Source organism: Parasphingorhabdus sp. W113 (assembly GCF_055693205.1).
In genome coordinates, this window is sequence record NZ_CM146328.1 from 2,487,456 (window position 1) to 2,509,559 (window position 22,104).

22 protein-coding genes are annotated in these 22,104 nt (G+C 56.7%); 15 read left to right on the forward strand and 7 right to left on the reverse strand.

Annotated elements, in window-relative coordinates; translation table 11 throughout:
* Nucleotides 1–4 precede the first annotated feature (4 nt).
* On the reverse strand, nt 5–1,444 hold the full coding sequence (locus ACZ1GS_RS11985; protein WP_472695417.1) for a cytochrome ubiquinol oxidase subunit I: 1,440 nt from the start codon (nt 1,442–1,444) through the stop codon (nt 5–7).
* Between the two features lie 159 nt (nt 1,445–1,603).
* Between ACZ1GS_RS11985 and ACZ1GS_RS11990 the strand changes: the two genes are divergently transcribed.
* Complete coding sequence (locus ACZ1GS_RS11990; protein ID WP_472695418.1) at nt 1,604–2,149, forward strand: DsrE family protein; 546 nt, start codon at nt 1,604–1,606, stop codon at nt 2,147–2,149.
* A gap of 19 nt (nt 2,150–2,168) precedes the next feature.
* Here the strand turns inward: ACZ1GS_RS11990 and ACZ1GS_RS11995 are convergent, their stop codons facing one another.
* Both ACZ1GS_RS11995 and ACZ1GS_RS12000 read right to left on the reverse strand, forming a co-directional pair.
* Complete coding sequence (locus tag ACZ1GS_RS11995) at nt 2,169–3,179, reverse strand: toll/interleukin-1 receptor domain-containing protein (RefSeq protein WP_472695419.1); 1,011 nt, start codon at nt 3,177–3,179, stop codon at nt 2,169–2,171.
* Between the two features lie 143 nt (nt 3,180–3,322).
* Complete coding sequence (locus ACZ1GS_RS12000; RefSeq protein WP_472695420.1) at nt 3,323–4,915, reverse strand: isocitrate lyase; 1,593 nt, start codon at nt 4,913–4,915, stop codon at nt 3,323–3,325.
* Between the two features lie 165 nt (nt 4,916–5,080).
* On the opposite strand from ACZ1GS_RS12000, the gene ACZ1GS_RS12005 reads away from it, so the two are divergent.
* A complete protein-coding gene (locus tag ACZ1GS_RS12005) occupies nt 5,081–6,499 on the forward strand; it encodes a helix-turn-helix domain-containing protein (protein WP_472695421.1) in 1,419 nt (472 codons plus the stop codon).
* An 11-nt stretch (nt 6,500–6,510) separates the two neighbouring features.
* Here the strand turns inward: ACZ1GS_RS12005 and sthA are convergent, their stop codons facing one another.
* Nucleotides 6,511–8,004, reverse strand: a complete 1,494-nt coding sequence (gene sthA, locus ACZ1GS_RS12010; RefSeq protein WP_472695422.1) for a Si-specific NAD(P)(+) transhydrogenase — start codon at nt 8,002–8,004, stop codon at nt 6,511–6,513.
* 71 nt (nt 8,005–8,075) lie between these two features.
* Nucleotides 8,076–9,212: a GGDEF domain-containing protein gene (locus ACZ1GS_RS12015; protein ID WP_472695423.1), complete on the reverse strand. Its 1,137-nt coding sequence runs from the start codon at nt 9,210–9,212 to the stop codon at nt 8,076–8,078.
* Nucleotides 9,213–9,497: 285 nt separating this feature from the next.
* Here ACZ1GS_RS12015 and ACZ1GS_RS12020 point away from each other — a divergent pair, with 285 nt between their 5' ends.
* The 7 genes from ACZ1GS_RS12020 (at nt 9,498) to ACZ1GS_RS12050 (ending at nt 14,907) form a co-directional block, all read left to right on the forward strand.
* On the forward strand, nt 9,498–11,831 hold the full coding sequence (locus ACZ1GS_RS12020) for a transketolase (RefSeq protein WP_472695424.1): 2,334 nt from the start codon (nt 9,498–9,500) through the stop codon (nt 11,829–11,831).
* A 69-nt stretch (nt 11,832–11,900) separates the two neighbouring features.
* Nucleotides 11,901–12,077 (forward strand): hypothetical protein, encoded by a 177-nt coding sequence (locus ACZ1GS_RS12025; protein WP_472695425.1) that lies wholly within the window; start codon nt 11,901–11,903, stop codon nt 12,075–12,077.
* Between the two features lie 267 nt (nt 12,078–12,344).
* Nucleotides 12,345–12,872 carry a helix-turn-helix transcriptional regulator gene (locus ACZ1GS_RS12030; protein WP_472695426.1) on the forward strand — a complete coding sequence of 176 codons (528 nt, stop codon included), beginning with the start codon at nt 12,345–12,347 and terminating at the stop codon, nt 12,870–12,872.
* A gap of 58 nt (nt 12,873–12,930) precedes the next feature.
* The gene (locus ACZ1GS_RS12035; RefSeq protein WP_472695427.1) at nt 12,931–13,299 is read left to right on the forward strand and encodes a hypothetical protein; all 369 of its coding nucleotides are present in this window, start codon (nt 12,931–12,933) and stop codon (nt 13,297–13,299) included.
* Between the two features lie 135 nt (nt 13,300–13,434).
* Nucleotides 13,435–13,791 carry a hypothetical protein gene (locus tag ACZ1GS_RS12040; protein WP_472698178.1) on the forward strand — a complete coding sequence of 119 codons (357 nt, stop codon included), beginning with the start codon at nt 13,435–13,437 and terminating at the stop codon, nt 13,789–13,791.
* The gene (locus tag ACZ1GS_RS12045; RefSeq protein ID WP_472695428.1) at nt 13,692–14,345 is read left to right on the forward strand and encodes a JAB domain-containing protein; all 654 of its coding nucleotides are present in this window, start codon (nt 13,692–13,694) and stop codon (nt 14,343–14,345) included. Before ACZ1GS_RS12040 ends, ACZ1GS_RS12045 begins: the two co-directional genes overlap by 100 nt.
* A 58-nt stretch (nt 14,346–14,403) precedes the next feature.
* Nucleotides 14,404–14,907, forward strand: coding sequence for a MarR family winged helix-turn-helix transcriptional regulator (locus ACZ1GS_RS12050; RefSeq protein ID WP_472695429.1), 504 nt, complete (start codon nt 14,404–14,406; stop codon nt 14,905–14,907).
* A 53-nt stretch (nt 14,908–14,960) separates the two neighbouring features.
* Here ACZ1GS_RS12050 and ACZ1GS_RS12055 read toward each other — a convergent pair whose 3' ends face one another.
* Nucleotides 14,961–15,146, reverse strand: a complete 186-nt coding sequence (locus tag ACZ1GS_RS12055; protein ID WP_472695430.1) for a hypothetical protein — start codon at nt 15,144–15,146, stop codon at nt 14,961–14,963.
* Between the two features lie 311 nt (nt 15,147–15,457).
* Between ACZ1GS_RS12055 and ACZ1GS_RS12060 the strand changes: the two genes are divergently transcribed.
* The 5 genes from ACZ1GS_RS12060 (at nt 15,458) to ACZ1GS_RS12080 (ending at nt 21,176) form a co-directional block, all read left to right on the forward strand.
* Nucleotides 15,458–16,756 carry an aromatic ring-hydroxylating oxygenase subunit alpha gene (locus ACZ1GS_RS12060; RefSeq protein WP_472695431.1) on the forward strand — a complete coding sequence of 433 codons (1,299 nt, stop codon included), beginning with the start codon at nt 15,458–15,460 and terminating at the stop codon, nt 16,754–16,756.
* A 41-nt stretch (nt 16,757–16,797) separates the two neighbouring features.
* On the forward strand, nt 16,798–17,862 hold the full coding sequence (obgE, locus tag ACZ1GS_RS12065) for a GTPase ObgE (RefSeq protein WP_472695432.1): 1,065 nt from the start codon (nt 16,798–16,800) through the stop codon (nt 17,860–17,862).
* Complete coding sequence (proB, locus tag ACZ1GS_RS12070; RefSeq protein ID WP_472695433.1) at nt 17,859–18,968, forward strand: glutamate 5-kinase; 1,110 nt, start codon at nt 17,859–17,861, stop codon at nt 18,966–18,968. Before obgE ends, proB begins: the two co-directional genes overlap by 4 nt.
* A complete protein-coding gene (locus ACZ1GS_RS12075; protein ID WP_472695434.1) occupies nt 18,965–19,918 on the forward strand; it encodes an NAD-dependent epimerase/dehydratase family protein in 954 nt (317 codons plus the stop codon). Before proB ends, ACZ1GS_RS12075 begins: the two co-directional genes overlap by 4 nt.
* A gap of 67 nt (nt 19,919–19,985) precedes the next feature.
* Entirely contained in the window at nt 19,986–21,176 is a 1,191-nt protein-coding gene (locus ACZ1GS_RS12080; RefSeq protein WP_472695435.1) for a cytochrome P450, read from the forward strand.
* Nucleotides 21,177–21,181: 5 nt separating this feature from the next.
* Here the strand turns inward: ACZ1GS_RS12080 and ACZ1GS_RS12085 are convergent, their stop codons facing one another.
* Nucleotides 21,182–21,700, reverse strand: a complete 519-nt coding sequence (locus ACZ1GS_RS12085) for a Pycsar system effector family protein (RefSeq protein ID WP_472695436.1) — start codon at nt 21,698–21,700, stop codon at nt 21,182–21,184.
* Between the two features lie 139 nt (nt 21,701–21,839).
* On the opposite strand from ACZ1GS_RS12085, the gene ACZ1GS_RS12090 reads away from it, so the two are divergent.
* Complete coding sequence (locus ACZ1GS_RS12090; protein WP_472695437.1) at nt 21,840–22,085, forward strand: acyl carrier protein; 246 nt, start codon at nt 21,840–21,842, stop codon at nt 22,083–22,085.
* Nucleotides 22,086–22,104: the final 19 nt, after the last annotated feature.

Below are 22,104 nucleotides of genomic sequence, written 5' to 3' on the forward strand. Positions count from 1 at the left end.
GATATTACTCCGCTGGCTCGACTTGAGGATCACGGCCTGGCCCGTCTTTCTGCGCTGGCCCGGGTGTAATGCCCGCCGTCCGGACCGGTCCGCTTTCCGTGGCCTTGACGCCCTTTTCGCCAGTTTTGGGCGTTTGGCTCATCAACCGCATGATATACCAGGTGCCAATCCCGAAAACCGCAAAATAGACGATGATAAACGCCATCAAAGAGGCCGCAACAGCGGGAGCCGCCAATGGCGATGCGCTCTCGGCCGTGCGCAGCAGTCCGTAGATCGTGAACGGCTGTCGCCCAACCTCGGTTGTTATCCAGCCGGCAATGACCGCAACAAAACCGGTTGGCGCCATCACGATCGCAGCGCGGTGCAAAAGTGGCCAGTCATAGAGTTTGCGACGCCACCGCGCGAATAGACTCCACAGGCCCAAGCCCAACATCGCGAAGCCGATGCCGACCATGATCCGGAACGACCAGAATACCATCCCGACCGGCGGTTCGTCTGCATCCGGCACCGTGTCGAGCCCGTCCATCGGCGCATCCGGGTCATGTTTAAGGATCAGCGACCCCAATTTGGGGATCTCGAGCTTATAGTCGATGCGCTTTTCCGCGCTGTTGGGAATACCGAACAGGATCAGCGGGGCTCCGTCGGGATGGCTGTCAAAATGGCCTTCCATCGCCATGATCTTGACCGGCTGATGCTCCAGCGTATTGAGTCCGTGCAGATCGCCGGCAAAAATCTGCACGGGTGCAACCAGGGCCGCCATCCACATCGCCATCGAGAACATCTTGCGGGCATGCACATTGGTTTTGTCCTTCAGCAAATGCCACGCACCGACCCCGCCGACAACAAAAGCGGTGGTGAGATAGGCGGCGATAATCGTGTGCACCAGTCGATAGGGAAAACTCGGATTGAACACGATGGGCCACCAGCTCTCGCCCGGTACAAACTGACCATTGGCGGCGATTTCATGGCCCACCGGGGTCTGCATCCAGCTGTTGACACTCAATATCCAGAAGGCGGAAATAAACGTCCCGATGGCGACCATCAAGGTTGCGGTAAAGTGCAGTTTCTTGCCGACCTTGTTCATCCCGAACAGCATGACGCCAAGAAAACCGGCCTCGAGGAAAAAGGCGGTCAGCACCTCATAGGCCATGAGCGGCCCGATGACCGGGCCGGCCTTGTCCGAAAAGACCGACCAGTTGGTCCCGAACTGATAGGACATCACGATGCCGGACACGACTCCCATCGCAAAAGTCACCGCAAAGATCTTCAGCCAATATTTGAACAGGTCCATGTAAACCTGCTTGCCGGTTTTCAGCCACAGCCCTTCGAGAACCGCAAGATAACTGGCCAGACCGATGGAAAAAGCCGGAAAGATGAAGTGAAAGCTGACCGTGAAAGCAAATTGGATACGGGCCAGCAAAATGGCGTCCCAGGATTCAAACATCAACAATGCCCCCTTTTGGGTGGATCGGATTGTGTATTTGTCCGGACTGATCTAGCGAACGCGCCGGCCTTTCACAATGGCAAGACGCTTGATAAGATGGCTGTCACGATTGCACGGTTTGCAACTCGGTCTCTAGTCACTCCGATCACGGGAATTTTCATGACCTTCCTTCGCGCTCTTTTCGCTTCCGCCTTTTTGCTGCTTTCCGCGCCGCTGCTGGCCCAGCCCGCCAGTTTTTCGACCGGTCCGGTTTTTACCGATTTTGGTCCGGTTGCCAGCGTCGACAGCGACGATGCGCTGTCCCCGGATACGGTGTTCCGAGTCAGCTTCGACGTCGCCAAGGCCGCCGATCCCGGCACACTCAACCGCAGCTTCGAGACCGCCGCGCGGTTTATCAACATGCACGTTGTAGCCGGTGTCCCGCGGGATCAGATCAAGCTCGCGATTGTCGTGCATGGCGGCGCGTCCTTTGACCTGACCCAGGCGGCCTTCTATGCCGCAAAGCGCGACGGAGCGGCCAATGGCAGCAGCGCCGCGATTGCTGCATTGCAAAAGCACGGCGTCACCATTTATCTGTGCGGCCAGAGCGCGGCCTATCATGGCATCGCCAAGGATCAGCTGTTGCCGGGCGTGAAAATGTCACTGTCGGCAATGACCGTTCATGCCCTGTTGCAGCAGCAGGGCTATACGCTCAATCCATTCTAGTCGGGGATGATCGGTCGGCTTAATCCGCACCCATGGCATCGGTCGTTTCGGCATTGGCCTTGCGTTTGCGCAGGATCTTGATCGTCATCAGAGCCGCCGGTGCCGCCAGCGCAATTATGCCGAAGACGATCCAGAACACGTCGCCAAGCCCGCCATAGCCCTTGATCAACTGATTGAGCGGCTCCCAGATGAACCGGATCGCAACCACCCACAGCAAGCCGGTCACATAGAGCGCCACCTTGTCCTCAAGGACGATTCCCAGTCCCGCCAGTCCGCTGCTTTCCTTGCCGGATTTCGCCCCGGAAGCGCTGCGATAGCGTGCGAGTTCGGACTCCGCTTCTGTCAGGCCGGATTGCGCTTCGTCAAGCTCCCGGCGCAAGCGTACCAGTTCCCGTGCATTGCTCGCCACTTCACCCGATTGCGCCTTGGACGCTGCCGTCAACTCGGCGAGCTCCGCTTCCATCGCGCTGCGCTTGGCCCGCTCGCTGGCGAGCTGCTGGCTGGTGTCGGGTGTTGCCTGTGCAATGATATGATCGATCGCCGTGGAAGCCAGCGGATCACCCGGAAAGCGATTGAGCCAGGTCTTCCACTCGGCGGTATCCGCGCCATCCTGCAAGCGGGCATAGTCGACCAGTCCGGGCCGCTCGAGCAATTCGCCGATCCGGGCCAAAATGCCGAGCCACACCGGGTCCTGCGTGCCTTCAGCGCCTTCGGCCAGAATTTCCGCCTGAACCGACCGGAATTCCAGTGGCAACTGGCATTCGGACAATTGCACTGCAATCAGACCGCTCCGTTCCTTGCCGGTGCGCGCTTCGTTGCGCACCCAGTCGGACTGGACGGAATCTTCGCTCCACAGCACCAGCAAAGCCTTGGCGGCTTCAATTTCGCGTTCAATCTCGCGGTCAAAAGAGGAGCCTGCAGCGATACCCGCATCGAACCATACACTGACCTTCAGCGCTTCGAGATGATCCCGGATGGCTGTGCACCGATCGCGGTCATTGCGCGAATAGCTGATAAAAATGTCCGCCATACCGGCCCCCATCCTCGTCCAAAATTCTGCGGCGTCCCGCGACCGCTATAGTCCGGTGCCTTGCGCAGAACAAGGCGCGACAAAAAAGCGGCCCGCGAAACAGGTTCACGGGCCGCTCTTGCGTTCAAACAGGAGGTTCAGGCTTAGCTGAACTGGTTCATCGTGTTCTCGCCACCGCCGGCTTTCAGAGCCGCGTCGCCAGCGAAATATTCCTTGTGATCGTCACCAATGTCGGAACCCGCCATGTTCTGGTGCTTCACGCAGGCAATGCCCTGGCGAATTTCCTGACGCTGCACGTTCAAGACATAACCGAGCATGCCCTGTTCGCCGAAATATTCCTTCGCAAGATTGTCGGTCGACAGTGCCGCGGTATGATAGGTCGGCAGGGTGATCAGGTGGTGGAAGATGCCCGCGCGCTTGGCGGCATCAGCCTGGAATGTCCGGATCCGTTCGTCTGCATCGGCAGCCAGTTCGGTCGCATCATATTCAACGCTCATCAAATTGGCGCGATCATAGGCGGTCACGTCTTTGCCCTCTGCAGCCCAGGCATCATAGACCTGCTGGCGGAAGTTCAGCGTCCAGTTGAATGACGGCGAGTTATTATAGACCAGCTTCGCGTTCGGCATCACTTCCCGGATCCGGTCAACCATGCCGGCAATCTGCTCAACGTGCGGTTTCTCGGTTTCGATCCACAGCAGATCGGCGCCATGCTGCAGCGAAGTGATACAGTCGAGAACGCAACGGTCTTCGCCGGTGCCAGCGCGGAACTGGAAGAGGTTGCTCGGCAGACGCTTGGGCCGCATCAACTTGCCATCGCGATTGAGAATGACATCGCCATTTTGTGCGGTCGCCGGATCAATTTCTTCGCAATCGAGGAAACTGTTATACTGGTCACCAAGATCACCTGGCTCGTTGCTGACGGCAATCTGTTTGGTCAGACCGGCACCCAGAGAGTCGGTCCGGGTCACGATGATACCATCTTCGACACCCAGCTCGAGAAAGGCATAACGACAGGCGCGGACCTTCGCGAGAAAGTCCTCATGCGGCACGGTAACCTTGCCGTCCTGGTGGCCACATTGTTTTTCGTCGGAAACCTGGTTTTCGATCTGCAAGGCACAGGCACCGGCTTCGATCATCTTCTTGGCCAGCAAATAGGTGGCTTCGGCATTGCCAAAACCGGCATCAATATCGGCAATGATCGGAACAACATGGGTCTGATGGTTTTCTACTTCGTTCATCAGGCGCTTTTCGGTGACCACATCACCGGCGTCGCGCGCTGCGTCAATGTCGCGGAACAGACCACCGAGTTCGCGGGCATCAGCCTGACGCAGGAAGGTGTAAAGCTCTTCGATCAGCGCGGGCACCGAGGTTTTTTCATGCATGGACTGATCCGGCAGCGGACCGAATTCGGAGCGCAGCGCCGCAACCATCCAGCCCGACAGGTAGAGATAGCGGCCTTTGGTGTCACCGAAATGCTTTTTGATGGAGATCATCTTTTGCTGACCGATAAACCCGTGCCAGCAGCCCAGCGACTGGGTGTAGTTGGATGGATCAGCATCATAAGCAGCCATGTCTTTGCGCATGATCGCAGCGGTATATTTCGCGATATCCAAGCCGGTGTGGAACTGGTTTTGCAGACGCATCCGCGCGACGGCTTCGGCGTCGATGCCGTCCCAGGTGCCATTCTGCTTCTGGATCAAATCCTGGGTACGGGTAATATGCTCTTGATAGGACATTCTGAAACTCCTTCGGTACAATGCGAATCATGAATTGATTGAATGACCCTGACCTAGACCTTCGCAGGTGCACAAATAAAGCGGCGCGTGGTTGAACTGTAACGCTTTACAAATTCTTCTTGTAATGTTGTAAGGTTCTTACAAGTAACCGGAGTCGAATGAAAAATGTCCAGCGAACGCCCCGTCTACATGGGACCGCGCCTGAAACGACTGCGCCGTGATCTTGGCCTGACGCAAGCCGATATGGCGTCCGATCTCGAGATTTCGGCCTCTTATGTCGCCTTGCTCGAGCGCAACCAGCGCCCGTTCACAGCGGATATGTTGCTCCGCCTCGCCCGGACCTACAAGATTGATATGGCGGAGCTGGCCGGCGACGGCGGGGAAGAATATACCGCCCGCCTCGAAGCCGTGTTGCAGGACCCGATGTTCGCCGACATCGATTTTCCGCAACTGGAAACCGCCGACGTGGCCACCAGCTACCCCGGCTTTACCGAAGCTATTTTGCGGCTTTATACGGCCTATCGCGAAGAACAGCTCGCGCTGGCGGACAGAGGGTCGACGGTGCACAGCGCGGACCAGATGGCGGCGGATACGGCCGATCCAGTGGCCGAGGCCCGGCGGTTTCTTGCAGCGCGGCGCAACAGCTTTTCCAATATTGACGATGCCGCCGAACGGCTAGCGGCCGGACTGGACGGTCAGCAGGACATGGTCGCCCATCTGCAGACCAAACATGGCCTGCAATTGCGGCGCATACCGTCCGAGGTCATGATGGGGGCAACCCGGCGCCTCGATCGGCATCGCCGCCAGATCCTGCTCGATGATCAGCTCGACACCGCCAGTCAGAAGTTTCAGCTGGCCCTCCAACTGTCCTATCTCGAACTGCATAGCGAAATTGATGATGTTCTGAAGGACGGGACCTTCACCACGGAAAGCGGCGAACGGCTGACCCGGCGGGCGCTGACCAGCTATGCCGCGGCGGCGATCCTAATGCCCTATTCGGCCTTTGCTAAAGCCGTCGAGGCCCGCCACTATGATGTCGAAGCGCTGGCGCGGCAATTTGGCACGAGCTTCGAACAGACCGCTCATCGCATGACGACGCTGCAAAAGCCTGGTGAGGAGCGCGTGCCGTTTTTCTTCATCCGCGTCGATCCGGCCGGTAACGTGTCAAAGCGCCTCGATGGCGCAGGCTTCCCCTTCGCCCGGCATGGCGGCGCCTGTCCCTTATGGTCGCTTCATCAGGCTTTTCGCACGCCGCGACAAGTCGTCACCCAATGGCTGGAATTGCCGGACGGCGAGCGGTTTTTCTCGATTGCCCGCACGGTCACTGCCGGCGGCGGCGCCTTTGGCACCGATCGGGTGGAACGCGCCATCGCCTTGGGCTGCGCTGCGGAGCATGCCGAAAAACTGATCTACACGCGCAATCGCAGCGACATCAGTCCGGACAATGCAACGCCGATCGGGGTGACCTGCCGGCTGTGCCATCGCACCGATTGCCGGGCCCGTTCGGCCCCGCCCATCGGTCGCCAGATTCTGTCGGATGATTTTCGCCAGGCGAATACCCCGTTCGGGTTTTCGCACGGCTAACGGCCGATCAATCAGGCGGCTTTTTTGGATTTTTGCTTGGCTGCCCGTTTGGCAACAGCCTTGCTTTTGCTGCCGTCTCCGATCTTGGTCACGGTTGCCGGCTTGCACTCGGGCATCCGGTTCCAGGCATCCAGGGCCGCGACCTTATAGGCTTCGGCGAGCGTGGGATAATTGAAGGTATTCTCCATGAAATAGTCAATGCCACCGCCGAGGTTCATCACCGCCTGACCGATGTGGATCAGTTCGGTCGCGCCCTCTCCGACGATATGAACACCGAGCAGCGCGCCGGTTTTCAGATTGAAGATACATTTGAGAATACCGCTGTCGAGCCCCATGATATGGCCACGCGATGTCTCCCGCAGTCGCGCGATACCGACCTCATAGGAAATGCCCTCGTCCTTTGCCTGTTGCTCGGACAAGCCGATGGTCGAGATTTCCGGTACCGCGTAAATGCCATAGGGGAAATGGGCTGGCGCTTTGGCCACCGGTGCCCCGAAAGCATGGCACGCCGCAATCCGTCCCTGTTCCATCGAAGTTGATGCCAGACTCGGGAAACCGATCACGTCGCCGGCGGCATAAATATGGGGCTGACTCGTCTGCAAAGTCCGTGGATCAACGGCCAAGCGTCCCCGACTGTCGGTCTCCAGGCCGATTTTTTCGAGACCCATGGATGCCGTGGCCCCCATCCGTCCTGCGGCAAAGAGCAGCATTTCAGACCGGACAATGCGCCCGTCTTCAAGGGTCACGACCGGATTGTCATTGCTGTCCAGCGCGATTTTGTCCGCCTTGCAGCCCAGTCTGATGGACATGCCCCGGTCCAGCAATTGCTGCGTAAAATTGTTGATCACTTCCCGGTCGACAAAGCCGAGGAAATTATCCAGCGGTTCGATCAAGGTCACCGGCACATCCATGGCGCTGAAGATCGTTGCATATTCAATGCCGATCACGCCCGCACCAATGACGGTCAGGCTGCGGGGGATATAGGGGTTTTTGATAATGGCATCGCTGTCGAGGACCGTCGTTCCGTTAAACGGCACATAATCGGGCCGGTACGGGCGGGTTCCCACCGAGATCAGGATGTGGCCAGCTTCGACCATTTCAAAGGCTTCGCGATCGGATTCGCGGCGATCAATCCGCAGCAAATTTGGGCCTTCAAAGCTGGCCCGGCCGTGCAATGTTCTCACCTTGTTGCGGGCAAATTGTTGTTCGAGAATATCAATCTCATGGTCCAGCGTCTTGTTCAACCGATGCGACAAGGCCTGGGCGGTAATTCCCGCTGCGGTATTGGCCGAACGGCTGTTAAACTGCTGCTCTCGCCAACCGGTCAAGTTCAGCACGGATTCGCGCAAGGTCTTGGACGGGATCGTGCCGGTATGCACGGACACGCCACCAACACTACGACGATCATCAATCACGAGCACTGATTTGCCAAGTTTGGCAGCTTGAATGGCCGCCCGTCGTCCCGCAGGTCCGCTACCGATTACGACAAAATCATAGGCACTCATTGGTTTTTCCTCTCGAGAATTTGATCGGTTGCACGCACCGGAACTCCGGTGCTTTCAGCGCGGAAGTCCGCTCAAAGCGGTTCTTCCTCCTGCCCAACATTGTTGATGTGGATCCGGTTTTTGCCAGCCTCTTTGGCGTCATACAGCGCGCGATCCGCGCGGCGCAGCATCGTCCGTGCATCACCATCGCCATTTAGCTCGGAAATGCCGCCCGAATAGCTGACCTGTCCGATTTTCTGGCTATTCTCTCGATTGACGAAATCATGTTCGCACAAAGACAAGCGGGCGCGATCAAGTTTCTCGAACGCTTCTTCGGTCGTCTGTCCCTTGAACAAGATGACAAATTCCTCACCCCCATGGCGCGCAACATGGCAATGCGTATCAGCCAGATTGTTCAGCGATTCCGCGATGCGGCGCAAGACACGATCGCCGGTATCGTGGCCATGCGTGTCATTCACGACCTTGAAATCATCCACATCGACAATCGCCACAGACAGCGGCTCGATATTTTCCCGCGAATATTTCACGGCATCGGCAAGATGCTTTTCAAACGCCCAGCGGTTCGGCAAGCCGGTCAACTGGTCGGTCTCGGCGCGATTGGTCGCCTCGTTCAACTGGTTGCGCATTTCAACGAGGCTTTCGCTTTTCTTCTGCAACAATTCCTGGGTGTTATAGGCCTGCTTTGCCATTGTTTTGGTCAACTCGATCAGAGCGGTAAAATGCACCGATTCGCCGCCCGGTTTCACTTCAATCTCGTCGACTTTTTCCTGCAAGGCAGAACTGTAGGCCTTGGTATCGTGATGGCTTTGACGGATCGCCTGACCACCTTCGTGGAGAATTTTGTCACCGTTGGAAATGAGCTCGGAAAGCGTTTCGGCGCTCATCAGGCTGAAATATTCAGCCATCACCTCTTTCGCCCGGATGTTGGTCAATTTGCCTTCACGGGAGAGCGCCTTGTCCACCGTCTGCCGGAACGTGAGTTGCGAACCGAAATAATATTCCCATCCGAAATTGTAGTTTTCAGGCGTTTCATCGAGACCTACGCTATCGAGAAAATCCAGGATTTGAATGGCTTTCGGTTGCTTGACAACGCGGACGGATTCTCTGGGATGCACATCCTTCCCTGTCTTTTTGCCGGCCAATATGGCAACGGCTGCCGCAGCGCGGTCGGCAAAGCCTGCAGGGGCCTGGTCGGAAAAAGATGTCATGAAATTGATCCTGTCATGAGGTGGGAATGGAAGTTGACAAGAAGAACGGTCAGCCGAACCGCAAGTTTAGAAGATAGTTAATTCTCGACTCCCAAGCCCGGTTTTTGATCATCTGGTGATCGGTTTGACAGTTTTGGTGCCTTGCTCCGGCCAACGGTCTTACCAATAGTGAGTGAAGCAGAAATATTCTGTATCCAGATCGGATGAGGTCGGAAATAGCTTGGGTCGGCGATCCGATTGCGACTAAAGAAATGGGCAGCGAAGTCCGCGAGCTTGAAAGAAAAAATGGCATCAAAAGCGAAGCATGACCAACCCGAACCGGGCCATCTGGAAATCCTCGACAGCCTCGAGCAACGCCTGCGCTGGCTCTCGTCCTGGACCATCCATAATGCCAATAATATCAGGGCAAGCGAAGACGGGCTCAAAGTTGGCGGCCATCAAGCCAGTTGCGCGTCGATTACCGCGATCATGGCAGCGCTCTATTTTCATGCGCTGGGCCCAAAGGACAAGGTAGCGGTCAAGCCCCATGCCGGCCCGGTACTGCACGCGATCCACTATTTGCTTGGCAATCAGGAGCAAGCGCAACTGGAGAATTTCCGGGGTTTTGGTGGGGCCCAGAGTTACCCGAGCCGCACTAAGGATCGTATTCCGGTTGATTTCTCGACTGGATCCGTCGGGTTGGGCGTCGCGGTCACCGCCTTTGCCAGCCTGGTGCAGGATTATCTGATCGCGCATGAGGCCATGCCGGAGGAAGATGCCGGGCGGATGATCGCTTTGATGGGCGATGCCGAGCTGGACGAGGGCAATATCTATGAGTGTCTGATTGAAGCCTATAAACATCAGATCCGAAACTGCTGGTGGATCGTGGACTATAACCGGCAATCGCTCGACTCGACCACCGCAGACCGCATGTTCCGCCGCTTTGATGATATTTTTGAAACCTGCGGATGGCGCGTCATCACATTGAAGCACGGCGCCCTGCAACGCGCCGCTTTCCAGGAAGCCGGGGGCGATGCCCTGCAACAGTGGATCGACAACAGTCCCAATGCCGATTTTGCTGTCCTTACCTATCAAGGCGGTGCCGCCTGGCGGGAGCGGTTGCTGAAGGATATCGGATCCGTCCCGGGCATCAAAGCGCTGCTCAAGAAGCGGGACGACCGGGAATTGGCCAGATTGATGACCAATCTTGGCGGCCATTGCATGGAAACCTTGACCCAGGCATTTGATCAGGCACAGGATGATGTGCCGACCATGTTCATCGCCTATACGGTCAAAGGCTATGGCTTGCCGCTGGCAGGCCATAAGGATAATCACGCCGGATTGATGAACAGCAACCAGATTGAAGCGTGGCGAGATGATCTGGGTATCGCTGCCGGTGAGGAATGGAACCTCTGGTCCGGCATGGGCGATAATCTGGAAAAAGCCGCGCAGGCAACGGTCGAGAATTGCCCGATTGCGACGACTAAAAACGCACAGCCATCCAGCGTGGGCGTTCCGGCCATTGCGCCACCGGAAGGCGATGACCAGTCGACCCAGGCCGCCTTTGGCAAAATCTTGCTCGCCTTGGCAAAATCCGATGCTGAACTCGCCAATCGGATCGTCACCACCTCGCCCGACGTCACGGTTTCGACTAATCTGGGTGCCTGGGTGAACCAACGCGGGCTGTTTCGCCGACAAATGGTCGAAGATGTCTTCCGCACCGCGCGCGTGCCTTCGGCCCAGAAATGGGGCGGCGACACCGCCGGACAACATATCGAGCTGGGGATCGCCGAGAATAATCTTTTTCTGATGCTGACGGCCATGGGCCTGGCCGGTGATCTGTTCGGCGAGCGGCTCATCCCGATCGGCACCGTCTACGACCCGTTTATCGCCCGCGGCCTCGATGCCTTGAATTATGCCTGTTACCAGGATGCGCGTTTCATGCTCGTCGCTACGCCATCAGGGATCACGCTGGGGCCAGAGGGCGGAGCGCATCAATCGATCAATCCCCCGCTCATCGCCATGGGACAGCCCGGGCTGCGCCATTATGAACCGGCTTTTGTCGACGAACTCGCGGTACTGATGGAGGAAGGCTTCCGGATCATGCAGGCGCCCGCCAGCGATGGCGGCGAGAGCGTCTATTTCCGGCTGACGACACGCAGCATCACACAGGTCGACCGCGATGACGAGAATTGGCAGGAAGGCGCGATTGCCGGGGGTTACTGGATGAAAAAGCCCGGCCCCGAAACCGATGCCGCGATCATTTTCTCCGGCGCGATCGCACCAGAAGCCATGGCGGCATGGGACATGATGATCGAAGATTTACCGGGCCTTGGATTGCTTAACATTACTTCGCCGGATCTTCTGCAACGGGGATGGAGTGCCAGCCAGAAGAGCCAAAGGAACGCGCCCAAATCGCATGTTGAACATTTGTTAGGCGCCCTGCCGCGCGACGCCAGGCTGGTAACCTTGCTGGATGGAGCGCCAACCAGCTTGTCGTGGCTCGGCAGCGTCCGGGGACAGCGTGTGGCCCCGCTTGGCACAGACAGTTTTGGGCAAACCGGAAATCTGGAGGATCTGTATCGTCATCACGGCCTTGATGCAGCCGCCATTGTCGCCGCCATGGCCAGATTATTCTAAACTTATCATAAACCATGACGTGTTTGTTCTAGAAACAATGGAACCAGATACCCGATAATGCAAAACCAGATGACCGATCCCGAAAGCTTGCAGGCAGCGCTACAAGCGTGTTTGGCGGCAGCGGATGCATTGGCGCTTCCCATTGTTGCCATTCGGATCAGCGAAGCGATTGATTTGCTTGATCCGCCATCGGATCCACAATTGACGCGCTCCGCTTACAGCCCATCCAACATCAGCAGAAGTTGAATGACGGGGCAATGGATCGCAGATCACAATCGTCAGTGCCAAACCGGAGCCACCGGACCAGCTGTTTGGCGATGTCGTGCACCACGACACTCAACAAGATGAAGGTATAGTTGGCAAGCCGACGCTTCTTTGTACGAACCAGTGCACTGCCAATACATCACGTTACAATTTTAGTTGGATAATTTCAATTTATACTATCGATAACATAGTGAATAAATTGAGTATTTCTGCTTTGCGCCAGATCGAAATTTGTCCTATGATTCGGCTATGGGGCATCCAGGAATTCATAAATTACGCGAGAAAGAGAAGGTTGCTCTTCGCTTAATCCTGCGCGGATTTGATGCCAAAACGGCCGCACGCGAAATTAATGTCACCCCCAATGTGATCAATGAACATTTGCGCAATGCCCGCCAAAAACTGGGCGTTACGAACAGCAAAGAAGCCGCACGGCTGCTCGGGGATGCCGAAGAAATCGCACCCAAATTTTTTGTGCCCAAAGAAATTGGGATTGTTCCAGAGCCCAAACATACCGCAATAAATCCCTTGCCTGATCCGCAGGCAACGACATCTGATCAGAACGTGGTCAGGGAAATGCAGACGGCTTACCAGCCTTTTGTCCCCGCCTCCTCGTCAACCTGGTCAGTGCCGTTTCGCAAACAGGGAGAATTGGGTAATGATCTAGGCAAAGCCGACCGTGTAAAGGCAATAGTAGACCTAACCGTCAAACTTGCATCAGCCCTGGCATTTCTGTGCCTCGCAGCAATATTGGTCAGCACCTTAATCAGCCGCACCTAGTCTTTCTATATTTGACCCCTAGAACATCATCGGCCCCCGCCGGTGACAGGAGACTCTTATGTTGAATCAACGCCTCGAAGCCGCTCGCCCTATCGCCAAGAAAATCAATGAAGTCGAGAAATCCCTCAACCTGACCATGGTGCAAATGGGCGAATTGATGAGCAGCATTGCTGCCGCCCGGATGGCGCCTGGCACCCGCTTCTCCCTCACCGCCGGCGTTGACGCGTCCGAGAAGGTCCTCGAAGCCGCCACCCAGGCCACCCAATGCTATCGCGAAATCGTCGAAGCCCACAGCCATCTGGCTGCGGATCGCGATGAAGCCGGCCTCGAAACCGTCGGCATGGGTGATCTGATTCCATGCCCTCCAGCGCAGGCGAGCAGAGAGACCGAAGAAAAGTTCGAATTGCGGGCAGTAGAAACCGCTTGATGCCACGGATGCACTTGACCGAGCCAATGATATTTGGTTCGGTCAGGTGTGCTTCCGGCTGAATTATACCTCATCCTCCTTGGAATGACCTGCATAGTTGCAGGCTATTGGGGCGGACGTCCGGAACGACTGGCAATGGCAGTTAACACGACCGGTGTTTTACTTTCACCTCTCGTCTACTCGGTTTTCGGCAGAGATTTCGCAGGTGTGGAAATCGGAATCCTGATCGTCGACACAACCGCACTGATCCTGTTTTTTTATATTGCAATGCACGCAGAAAGATATTGGCCGCTATGGGTATGCGCTCTCCAGACCGTTCAGGTGTTATCGCACATTCCAATGATATTCTTGCCGGAGGTGCTCCCGCAAGCCTACTTCGCGATAGTTGCTTTATGGAACTATCCGATATTGATCATAATCATCGCCGGTACTTTGCGTCACCAACAGCGGATCAGACAATTCGGGACCGACAAATCCTGGAACGGCTCCTGACCGTTGCCAATATTGGAAATGCAGCAGACCTCGCAAAAGATATCCTCAATGAATTTGGCTCGCTCGGAGCGGCGTTGACCGCCAGCGCTGAGACCACCCTCCCCAATCAAGCTTCGCGACTACTGGCCCTGGTTCAGACTGTACTTGTCCAGTCCTTGAAATCGAAAATGGTCGAACGTGTGTGCCTGACCAATGCCAGTGATGTCATCGAATATCTGGTGGTCGCCATGGCGCATTTGCCGGTGGAAGAAGTGCGGGTTCTGTTTCTGGATGCGAAAAACCGGTTGATCCGTGACGAAGCAGTCGTGCGGGGATCAATCTCCGAAGCTCCGATATATCCTCGAGAAATTTTGAAACGATCGCTCGAGCTTGGCGCAACGGCGCTGATATTGGCGCATAACCACCCGTCCGGTGACCCGGAAGCGAGCACATCCGATATTCTGGCCACGCAGCGGCTGGCGACCGCCGGCCACGAACTCGGCGTCTCGGTCCATGATCATATCATCGTCGGACGCGCCGGATGGACCAGCATGCGTGACCGAGGGCAGCTGTGACAGGTGAGCGGATGGACGGACGGAACGAGAAGTATAATGCACGAGTTGGGGGAGTAGAATGTCAGACAAGCCATCAAATTTTCTGCTGTTGTCGCCTGACATGACCAATGGCGAAGACACAAGTGAGAGGGTTTTGGGCCTGTTGGAAGAAATATCCAGCGGTGTAAAATCTGTACTCAATCGGATCGATGACGGCGGGTCAATGCATCCGGACCTAAGCGACAATTATCACTTCGCGCTCCTGCTATCGAATATTTTTCGGGCGCGGGAAAAGCATCTTTCGGACGAACTCAACAATCTGGGCGAGCCCGCCTGGAACATTTTGCTCGAACTCTATGTTTGCGGGATCACCGGGAAAAAAGTCTCGGTGTCGGATGTCTCGCTGGGTGCCAGCATTCCTGGGACCACTTCGCTGCGCTATATAAAATTACTGTCCGACCTGGGCCTGGTAAGCCGCCATCCCAGCCATACCGATCGCCGGATCACCTATCTCACGCTAAGCGACGAGGGCGAAAGCCTGATGACATCCATATTGACAAAAATGACCAGCGATCTGGGTTAAACGCGGCTGAGAAAAAGAAGGCGGCCTATGACAAGCCGCCGTGGCAAGAGACGTCAGTCTTTCGCGATTGCGATATCAGCGCCGGAACAGCTTTCGGATTTTGCCGCCAGCTTTTCCATTTCTTCGATCGCATTGAGCGCATGATGGACGTGGATGGCAGCGATATCGGCACCGGGATGCGAATCCAAACGCGCAAGGATTTCCGACAATTGATCCGCAATTGCGTTCCGATCTGCCATGTCTCCTCCAACTGGAGCGACTTGGTCGTTTGTTTTTTGCATCTCGATCGCCATGTTGGAACGGTGGAATATACGTAGCTGCAACAGATTTCAAATGATACTTACATTGATATCAGTATTTTAGCCACGAAACAGTTGAACTGAATATGAACATGGCGGATTTCCGACGCCCGGGCATGGCCTGCTACCGCTTGATATATCTGTAAAATTTTGTTCACCGCCAGCCATGGTGGTCGACCATATCACAATTGGCAATCGACAGTCGGGTTCACCCGGTGCCATCAGGGGCCTTGCAAGGAGGAAAAGCAGCAATGGCGATGGATCCGGACTATATTAATCATATCAAGCGGCTGATGGAATGGGAAGGCCAGAGAAGTGCGCCTCCCGAACGCTTTCCGCATTTGCCGGACATTCCTGCGGGACGCTATACGTCGCAGGCTTATTATGATCTGGAACAGCAGAATATCTGGAAAAAAAGCTGGCTGTTTGCAGCCCATGTCGACGAGATACCCGAACCGGGATCCTTCATGAAATGGGAAAATACGGGAACGCCGATGATTATCGTCCATGGCATGGATGGTGAAATCAGGGCCTTTTACAACACGTGCCGCCACCGCGGCGCACCCGTCGTGACCGAAGACAAGGGGCGGGCGCCACGACTAATGTGCAGCTATCACAACTGGACCTATAAGACCGACGGCAGCCTGGTCGGCGTACCGGAGAAGCAGGACTTCACGGATCTCGATCTCTCGTGCCGCAGCCTGATAGCGGTCAAATGCGAACGGCTTGGAAATCTCGTATTCATCAATTTCGATGAGGACGCGATGCCATTGAAGCAATGGCTGGGACCGATGTGGGATGACTGGGAAGAATTTCAGTTCGACAAGATAAAACTCGCATCGCGGCACAGCTTTGATCTCCATTGCAATTGGAAGGTTGCAATGGAGGCCAATATGGAAGTCTACCATGTCCCGTTCATCCACCCCGAAACCGTCGCGCCGCTGGTGGACAGCAAACGCAATGTGAACACCATCTATCCGAACGGCCATGCCCGAATGCTGGCGCCTGCGCCGGTCAACACCGATCGCGAACATGTCCGCGCCGTTGAATCCCCGCCCGAATGGCAGGAAATCTACACGGTTGGAGAACTGGGCCGCACCTGCACCCAAAGCTATACAATGTTTCCAAACTGGGTGTCGCCGCTATCCAATTATTTTGTGCCGCCGCTGATCTTCTGGCCGACCGGTCTCAACACGACGCGACTGGAGTTGATCACCATGGCGCTCGATTGGGGCGATGGCCCGGCGCCGGACTTGTGGACCGTACCCGATGCGAGCAAGCCCAATGGCCGGGATATGAGCCCGATTATTCTGGAAGACACGCAATTTGGCGAGCAAATTCAGAAGTCGATGGAAAGCGACGGGTTCAAAAGCGTCCCACTCAGCTATCAGGAAGCCCGCATCTACAGCTTTCACCAGACATGCGACAAAATGATCGGTCTGAACGTCGTTCCTCCGGATCTGGCGGTGGATCAGGTGATCGGCGATGAATGGGTCTATCCCAATGATCCGCGGGTGGAGGAAATGGATCAACTGCACGCAGCGGAATGAAACGCTAGCCTTTCGCGCGGCGCATCCCTAAATGCTGTTCCATGCATTTTCTTGATCAAGCCAAAATATATGTCAGCTCCGGCGCCGGTGGGCCCGGTGCCGTCAGTTTCCGGCGAGAAAAATATATCCAATATGGCGGTCCCGACGGCGGCAATGGAGGAAAAGGCGGCGATGTCGTGTTTGTTGCTGTGGAAGGTCTCAATACGCTGATCGACTTTCGCTATGCGCAACATTTGCGCGCACCGCGCGGCAAAGGGGGCGCCGGACGCAATCGCACCGGTGCGGGCGGCGGCGATCTGGTCATCAAAGTCCCCGTCGGAACGCAGATCCTGTCGGAAGACAAGGAGCATGTCCTGCTCGACTTCACCCAGGAAGGCCAGCGCGAGGTCTTTCTGGAAGGCGGCATCGGCGGTCGCGGCAATGCCAGCTACAAAAGTTCGACAAACCGGGCACCACGCCAGCACCAGCCCGGCGAACCGGGTGAGGAAGCGGCGATCTGGCTGCGGCTGAAGCTGATCGCCGACGCCGGACTGGTCGGTCTGCCCAATGCCGGCAAGTCGACCCTGATCAACACCATCACCAATACCAATGCCAAGGTCGGCGCCTATCCGTTCACCACCATTCATCCGCAGCTTGGCGTTGTGCAGCACAAGAACCGCGAATTTGTCCTCGCCGATATTCCCGGCTTGATCGACGGTGCCGCAGAAGGCGCGGGGATCGGGGACCGGTTTCTCGGTCATATCGAGCGATGCAAAGTGCTGCTCCACCTGATCGACGCGACCGGCGATGATCCGGTCGAGGCCTGGCAAACGGTGACCAAGGAACTCGAAACCTATGGCGGTGGTTTGGCTGACAAACCGCAGATTTTGGCGCTGAACAAATCCGATCTGCTTGATGATGAACTGATGGAATCCATCGCGGCTGATCTCAGGACGGCTGGTGCGAGCGATATCCTTTGCCTGTCCGGCGCGACGGGAGACGGCATGGAAGCGGTGCTCAACAAGGTGCTGGAAGCGGTCGGGCAGAATAGTTCGATTGAGCGCAAAGAGCGCCCTGAATCCTTCGACGACGAGAGCGAGGGAACCAAGGACTGGTCCCCATTGTGACGACGAAGAATCCCGAGAAAATTGTCATCAAAGTGGGATCGTCCCTGCTGATAGACGAGACCGGAGCGCCGCGCCGCGCCTGGTTGAAGACGCTTGTTTCGGATATCGCCGCGTTGCACAAGGCTGGCGCTTCGGTGATCATTGTCTCCTCCGGTTCAATCGCCCTCGGCGCTCGCAAGCTGGGCCTGGCCAAAGGCGGGCGGGCCAGCCTCGCGGACGCGCAGGCATCGGCGTCCGTCGGCCAGATCACGCTGAGCAGCCTGTGGTCCGAATTGCTGGCGGAACAGGACCTGACCGCAGCGCAGATGCTCTTGACACTGGACGATATGGAGGACCGCAAACGCTATCTCAACGCCACCGCCACGCTTGGCAAACTGATTGAGAACCGCGCCGTCCCTGTGATCAACGAAAATGACAGCGTTGCCACCGACGAAATTCGCTTTGGCGATAATGACCGGCTGGCGGCGCGGGTGGCCCAAGCGGCCCATGCCGACCGTGTCCTGCTATTGTCCGATATTGATGGCCTTTATGACCGCAACCCGGACAGCGAGACCGAAGGACAATTTATTGGTCTTGTCGAAGCGGTTGACGAACGGATCATGGCCATGGCTGACAGCAGTTCCTCCTCTGGCCTCGGTTCCGGCGGCATGGTTTCGAAACTCGAAGCGGCGGCGATTGCCAATCTGGCCGGTATTGACCTGTCGATCCTGTCCGGGCGGGAAGATCATCCGCTGGAGCACTATCAGCTGACCAAGGTCGGGACCCTGTTCAAGGCCAGTGGTCAGGCCAATGCCCGCAAAAGCTGGCTCGGCGGGCGGCTGACTTCTGCCGGGACGATTTCGGTTGATGCGGGCGCCGTGGAAGCAATCCAAAAGGGCAACAGCCTTTTGGCGGCGGGAATCATTACCATCGAAGGGCAGTTTGAACGCAGCGACGTCATCGATCTGGTCGACCCGGACGGACAGGTATTTGCCCGCGGTCTTGCGGAATATGATGCGCTGGACTGCGCCAAGATTATCGGCCGGCGGAGCTCCGAACTGGAAGCCTTGCTGGGCTATGCTCCCCGAAGTGCGGTGGTCCACCGGGATCAACTGGTGTTGATATGACGACCAAGCGGGGGCGCAAGATTGCCAGCAAAGCACAGACGGTGGCGCTGACCGGAGCAACCGGTTTTGTCGGCGGTCATCTGCTCAATCATGCGGTGCGGGCCGGTCACCGCATCCGGGCCTTGACCCGTCAAAGGCAGGATGACCGGCCCAATGTCGACTGGATCAAGGGATCCCTTGATGATCCGGCCAGCCTCGAGGCGCTTTGTGCCGGAGCCGACACCGTGGTTCATGTCGCCGGTGTGGTCAACGCACCGGATCGCGCCGGATTTGAAGCCGGCAATGTGTCGGGAACCCTGAATGTGGTCGAAGCTTCGAAAAAGGCCGGGTGCCGGCGCTTTGTGCATGTCTCGTCGCTCGCGGCCACTCAACCGGGGCTGTCGGTCTATGGCGAAACCAAAGCCAAAGCCGAGAAAATCGTCGCGGCAAGCGGCCTCGACTGGACGATCGTCCGCCCGCCCTGGGTCTATGGGCCGGGTGATACGGATACATTGGATATGTTCAAATCCGCGCGTTTCGGCTTCATTCCGCTGCCCCCCGATGCCGATGGACGGGTATCGGTCATTCACGTGACGGACCTCGCGCACGCCTTGCTTTCAGTTATTCCTGCCCATGAGGATCTGACGGCGGAAATATTCGAAGTGGATGACGGCGCGGACGGAGGCTGGACCCAAACCGGCTTTGCCAAAGCCATTGGACAGGCGATGGGCCGCGATATCAGACCACTCGCTGTTTCCCGCACGCTGCTGCGGCTAGCGGCCAAATCCGACGGTCTGGTCCGGGGTCCAAAAGCCAAGCTGACCGAAGACCGGGTGAGCTATTTCTGTCATGACGACTGGACGATCAATCCCGGACGCCGCCTGCCAGCGGCCTTGTGGGAACCTGCGATCGAGACCTCCCAGGGACTCGAAAAAACTGCCAAATGGTATCGCCAGAACGACTGGCTCTGACTCTCGCTATTTTCAATAGCTGCTAACCCGCCCGATATCGTGCATATATGCTGCGGGAGAAGGACATATGCCGACAGCAGCCAGAATACGCAGCGACGTGCCGACACATGATTTTGATATTTATGCCGAGCCGGCGATCAAGGTTGACGTCCACGAAGCCTTTCTGAAACTGAAACAGGAGGCGCCGCCGCTATTCTGGACCCACGATAATGGCGGGCACTGGATTGTAACGGACAGCGATCTGATGATCGACTTGTTGCGCAAGCCGAATATATTTTCGAACCAGAATTTTTCCATTCCGGTACAGGAAAACACCCCCAAGACCATTCCCCTGTCGCTCGACCCGCCAGAACACCGGCCCTATCGCCAGATGCTCCGGCCATTTTTCGAGAAAAAGGCAATTGCCCCGCTGCAATTGCGCATCCAGGAATGGGCCGACCGGTTGATCGGGGCGGTCGCAGCCGATGGCGAATGTGAATTTGTTGACGCGGTCGGTTCGCGCTTTCCGGTCTCGGTATTCATGGAAATGCTCGGTTTGCCGATTGATCGTTTTGACGAATTTCGTACCCTGGTGAACCAGAATTTCGAAAAGGCGGGCACGCCCGAAGCGATGGATGTGCAAATGCAGATCATCGCCATTCTCGCCGAGTTTGTGAAAGCGAGACAGGCCGACCCGCGCGATGACATGATGAGCCATATCATCCAGTCTGAAGTCGACGGCCGGGCGATGAGTTTCGAGGAGCTCCTGTCAATCGCCCACCTGCTGTTTCTTGCCGGCCTCGATACCGTCGTCAATGCGCTGAGCTTTGGCATGCGGCATCTCGCAACCGATCCGGCGTTGCAGCAGCGCATCATCGATGATCCGCAATGCATCACCGACGTGACCGAGGAGATGCTGCGGCGCTACTCGTTCATCAACCTGCCTCGGTACATTGCCGAGGATACCGAATTGGCGGGACAGAAACTGGCAAAGGGCGAGATGATCATTTGTCCGCTGGCGATGATCGGCTGGGATGAAAAGCTCAACGACGATCCGATGACTGTATCGGTCGACCGCAAAGCCTACCGCCATGGCGCCTTTGGGTCGGGCATCCATACCTGTATCGGCCTGCACCTTGCGCGGATGGAACTGCATATTTTCTATGAAACCTGGTTTCGCAAAATCGGCCGCTTCCAGTTGCATCCCGACCGGAAACCGGGCGCAACGCGCGGCAGCGTGGTCTGGGCGATCGAGGAATTATGGCTCGACTGGCGGTGATCTGCCTAGCGCAGCGGACCGGTAACCTGTTCAACCAGATAGCTCAGCAGCGTCAGCGTTAGTCCGCACAGAAAAACGCGATAGGCCCATTCGAGATAGCGGAATTTTTTCTTTCCGAGGACCAGACCGATCTGGTGGATATCGCGCAGCATGGCGCGATAGACTGTTTCCTGATTTTCAAACTCGGTGGTCAGCACACGGTGGACATATTCCCCTTCATCCATATTGGAAAAGCCGCCGAAAAACAGCATGTTCGGCGCCCGGTCTTTGGGTGGTGTGGTGACTGGCATCACCGCGAGCACGGCAAATACCGCCGATGCGAAGGAAAATATCGCCAGGATTGCCAGGGGCAAGGACAGGATGCCGGACTGGCTTTGACCGACCGCCAGAGTGAACACGATAAACGTCGCGCCGAGCAGCATATTCGCCTTGTTGTCGGCCATCAGACTGAGCTGGACATGATGTTGCTGCGTAGCCCTGAGCGCGATGACCGCATCGTCCGGCCACTTTCTGCTTTCTTCCATCGTCCCACCCCCAATTGCCCGGCTAGGAATGCCATAAAGCGCCCAATTGGGCAAGCTAATGCCCTGTTTACGCCTTATTCCCTTGCCAATGGGGCGCATGAGTTGGCAAAGGCTAATCAGAACAAGTTAGGAAGATAATATGGCAAGTCGCGAAGAAATCATGAGCAAGGTCGAAGGCCTGATCGGTCCTTTCAACAGCAAGGGCGTGGAGCTGAAAGACGATACGACCTTTGCCGGCAATCTGGAGTGGGACAGCCTGACCGTCATGGATTTTGTCGCCGCGGTTGAAGATGAATTTGATATCATCATCACGATGAACATGCAGGCCGAAATCGAGACGGTCGGCCAACTCGCCGATGCGGTTGCCAAGCTGATGGATAACTAGACTTTCAATCAAGCCAGCC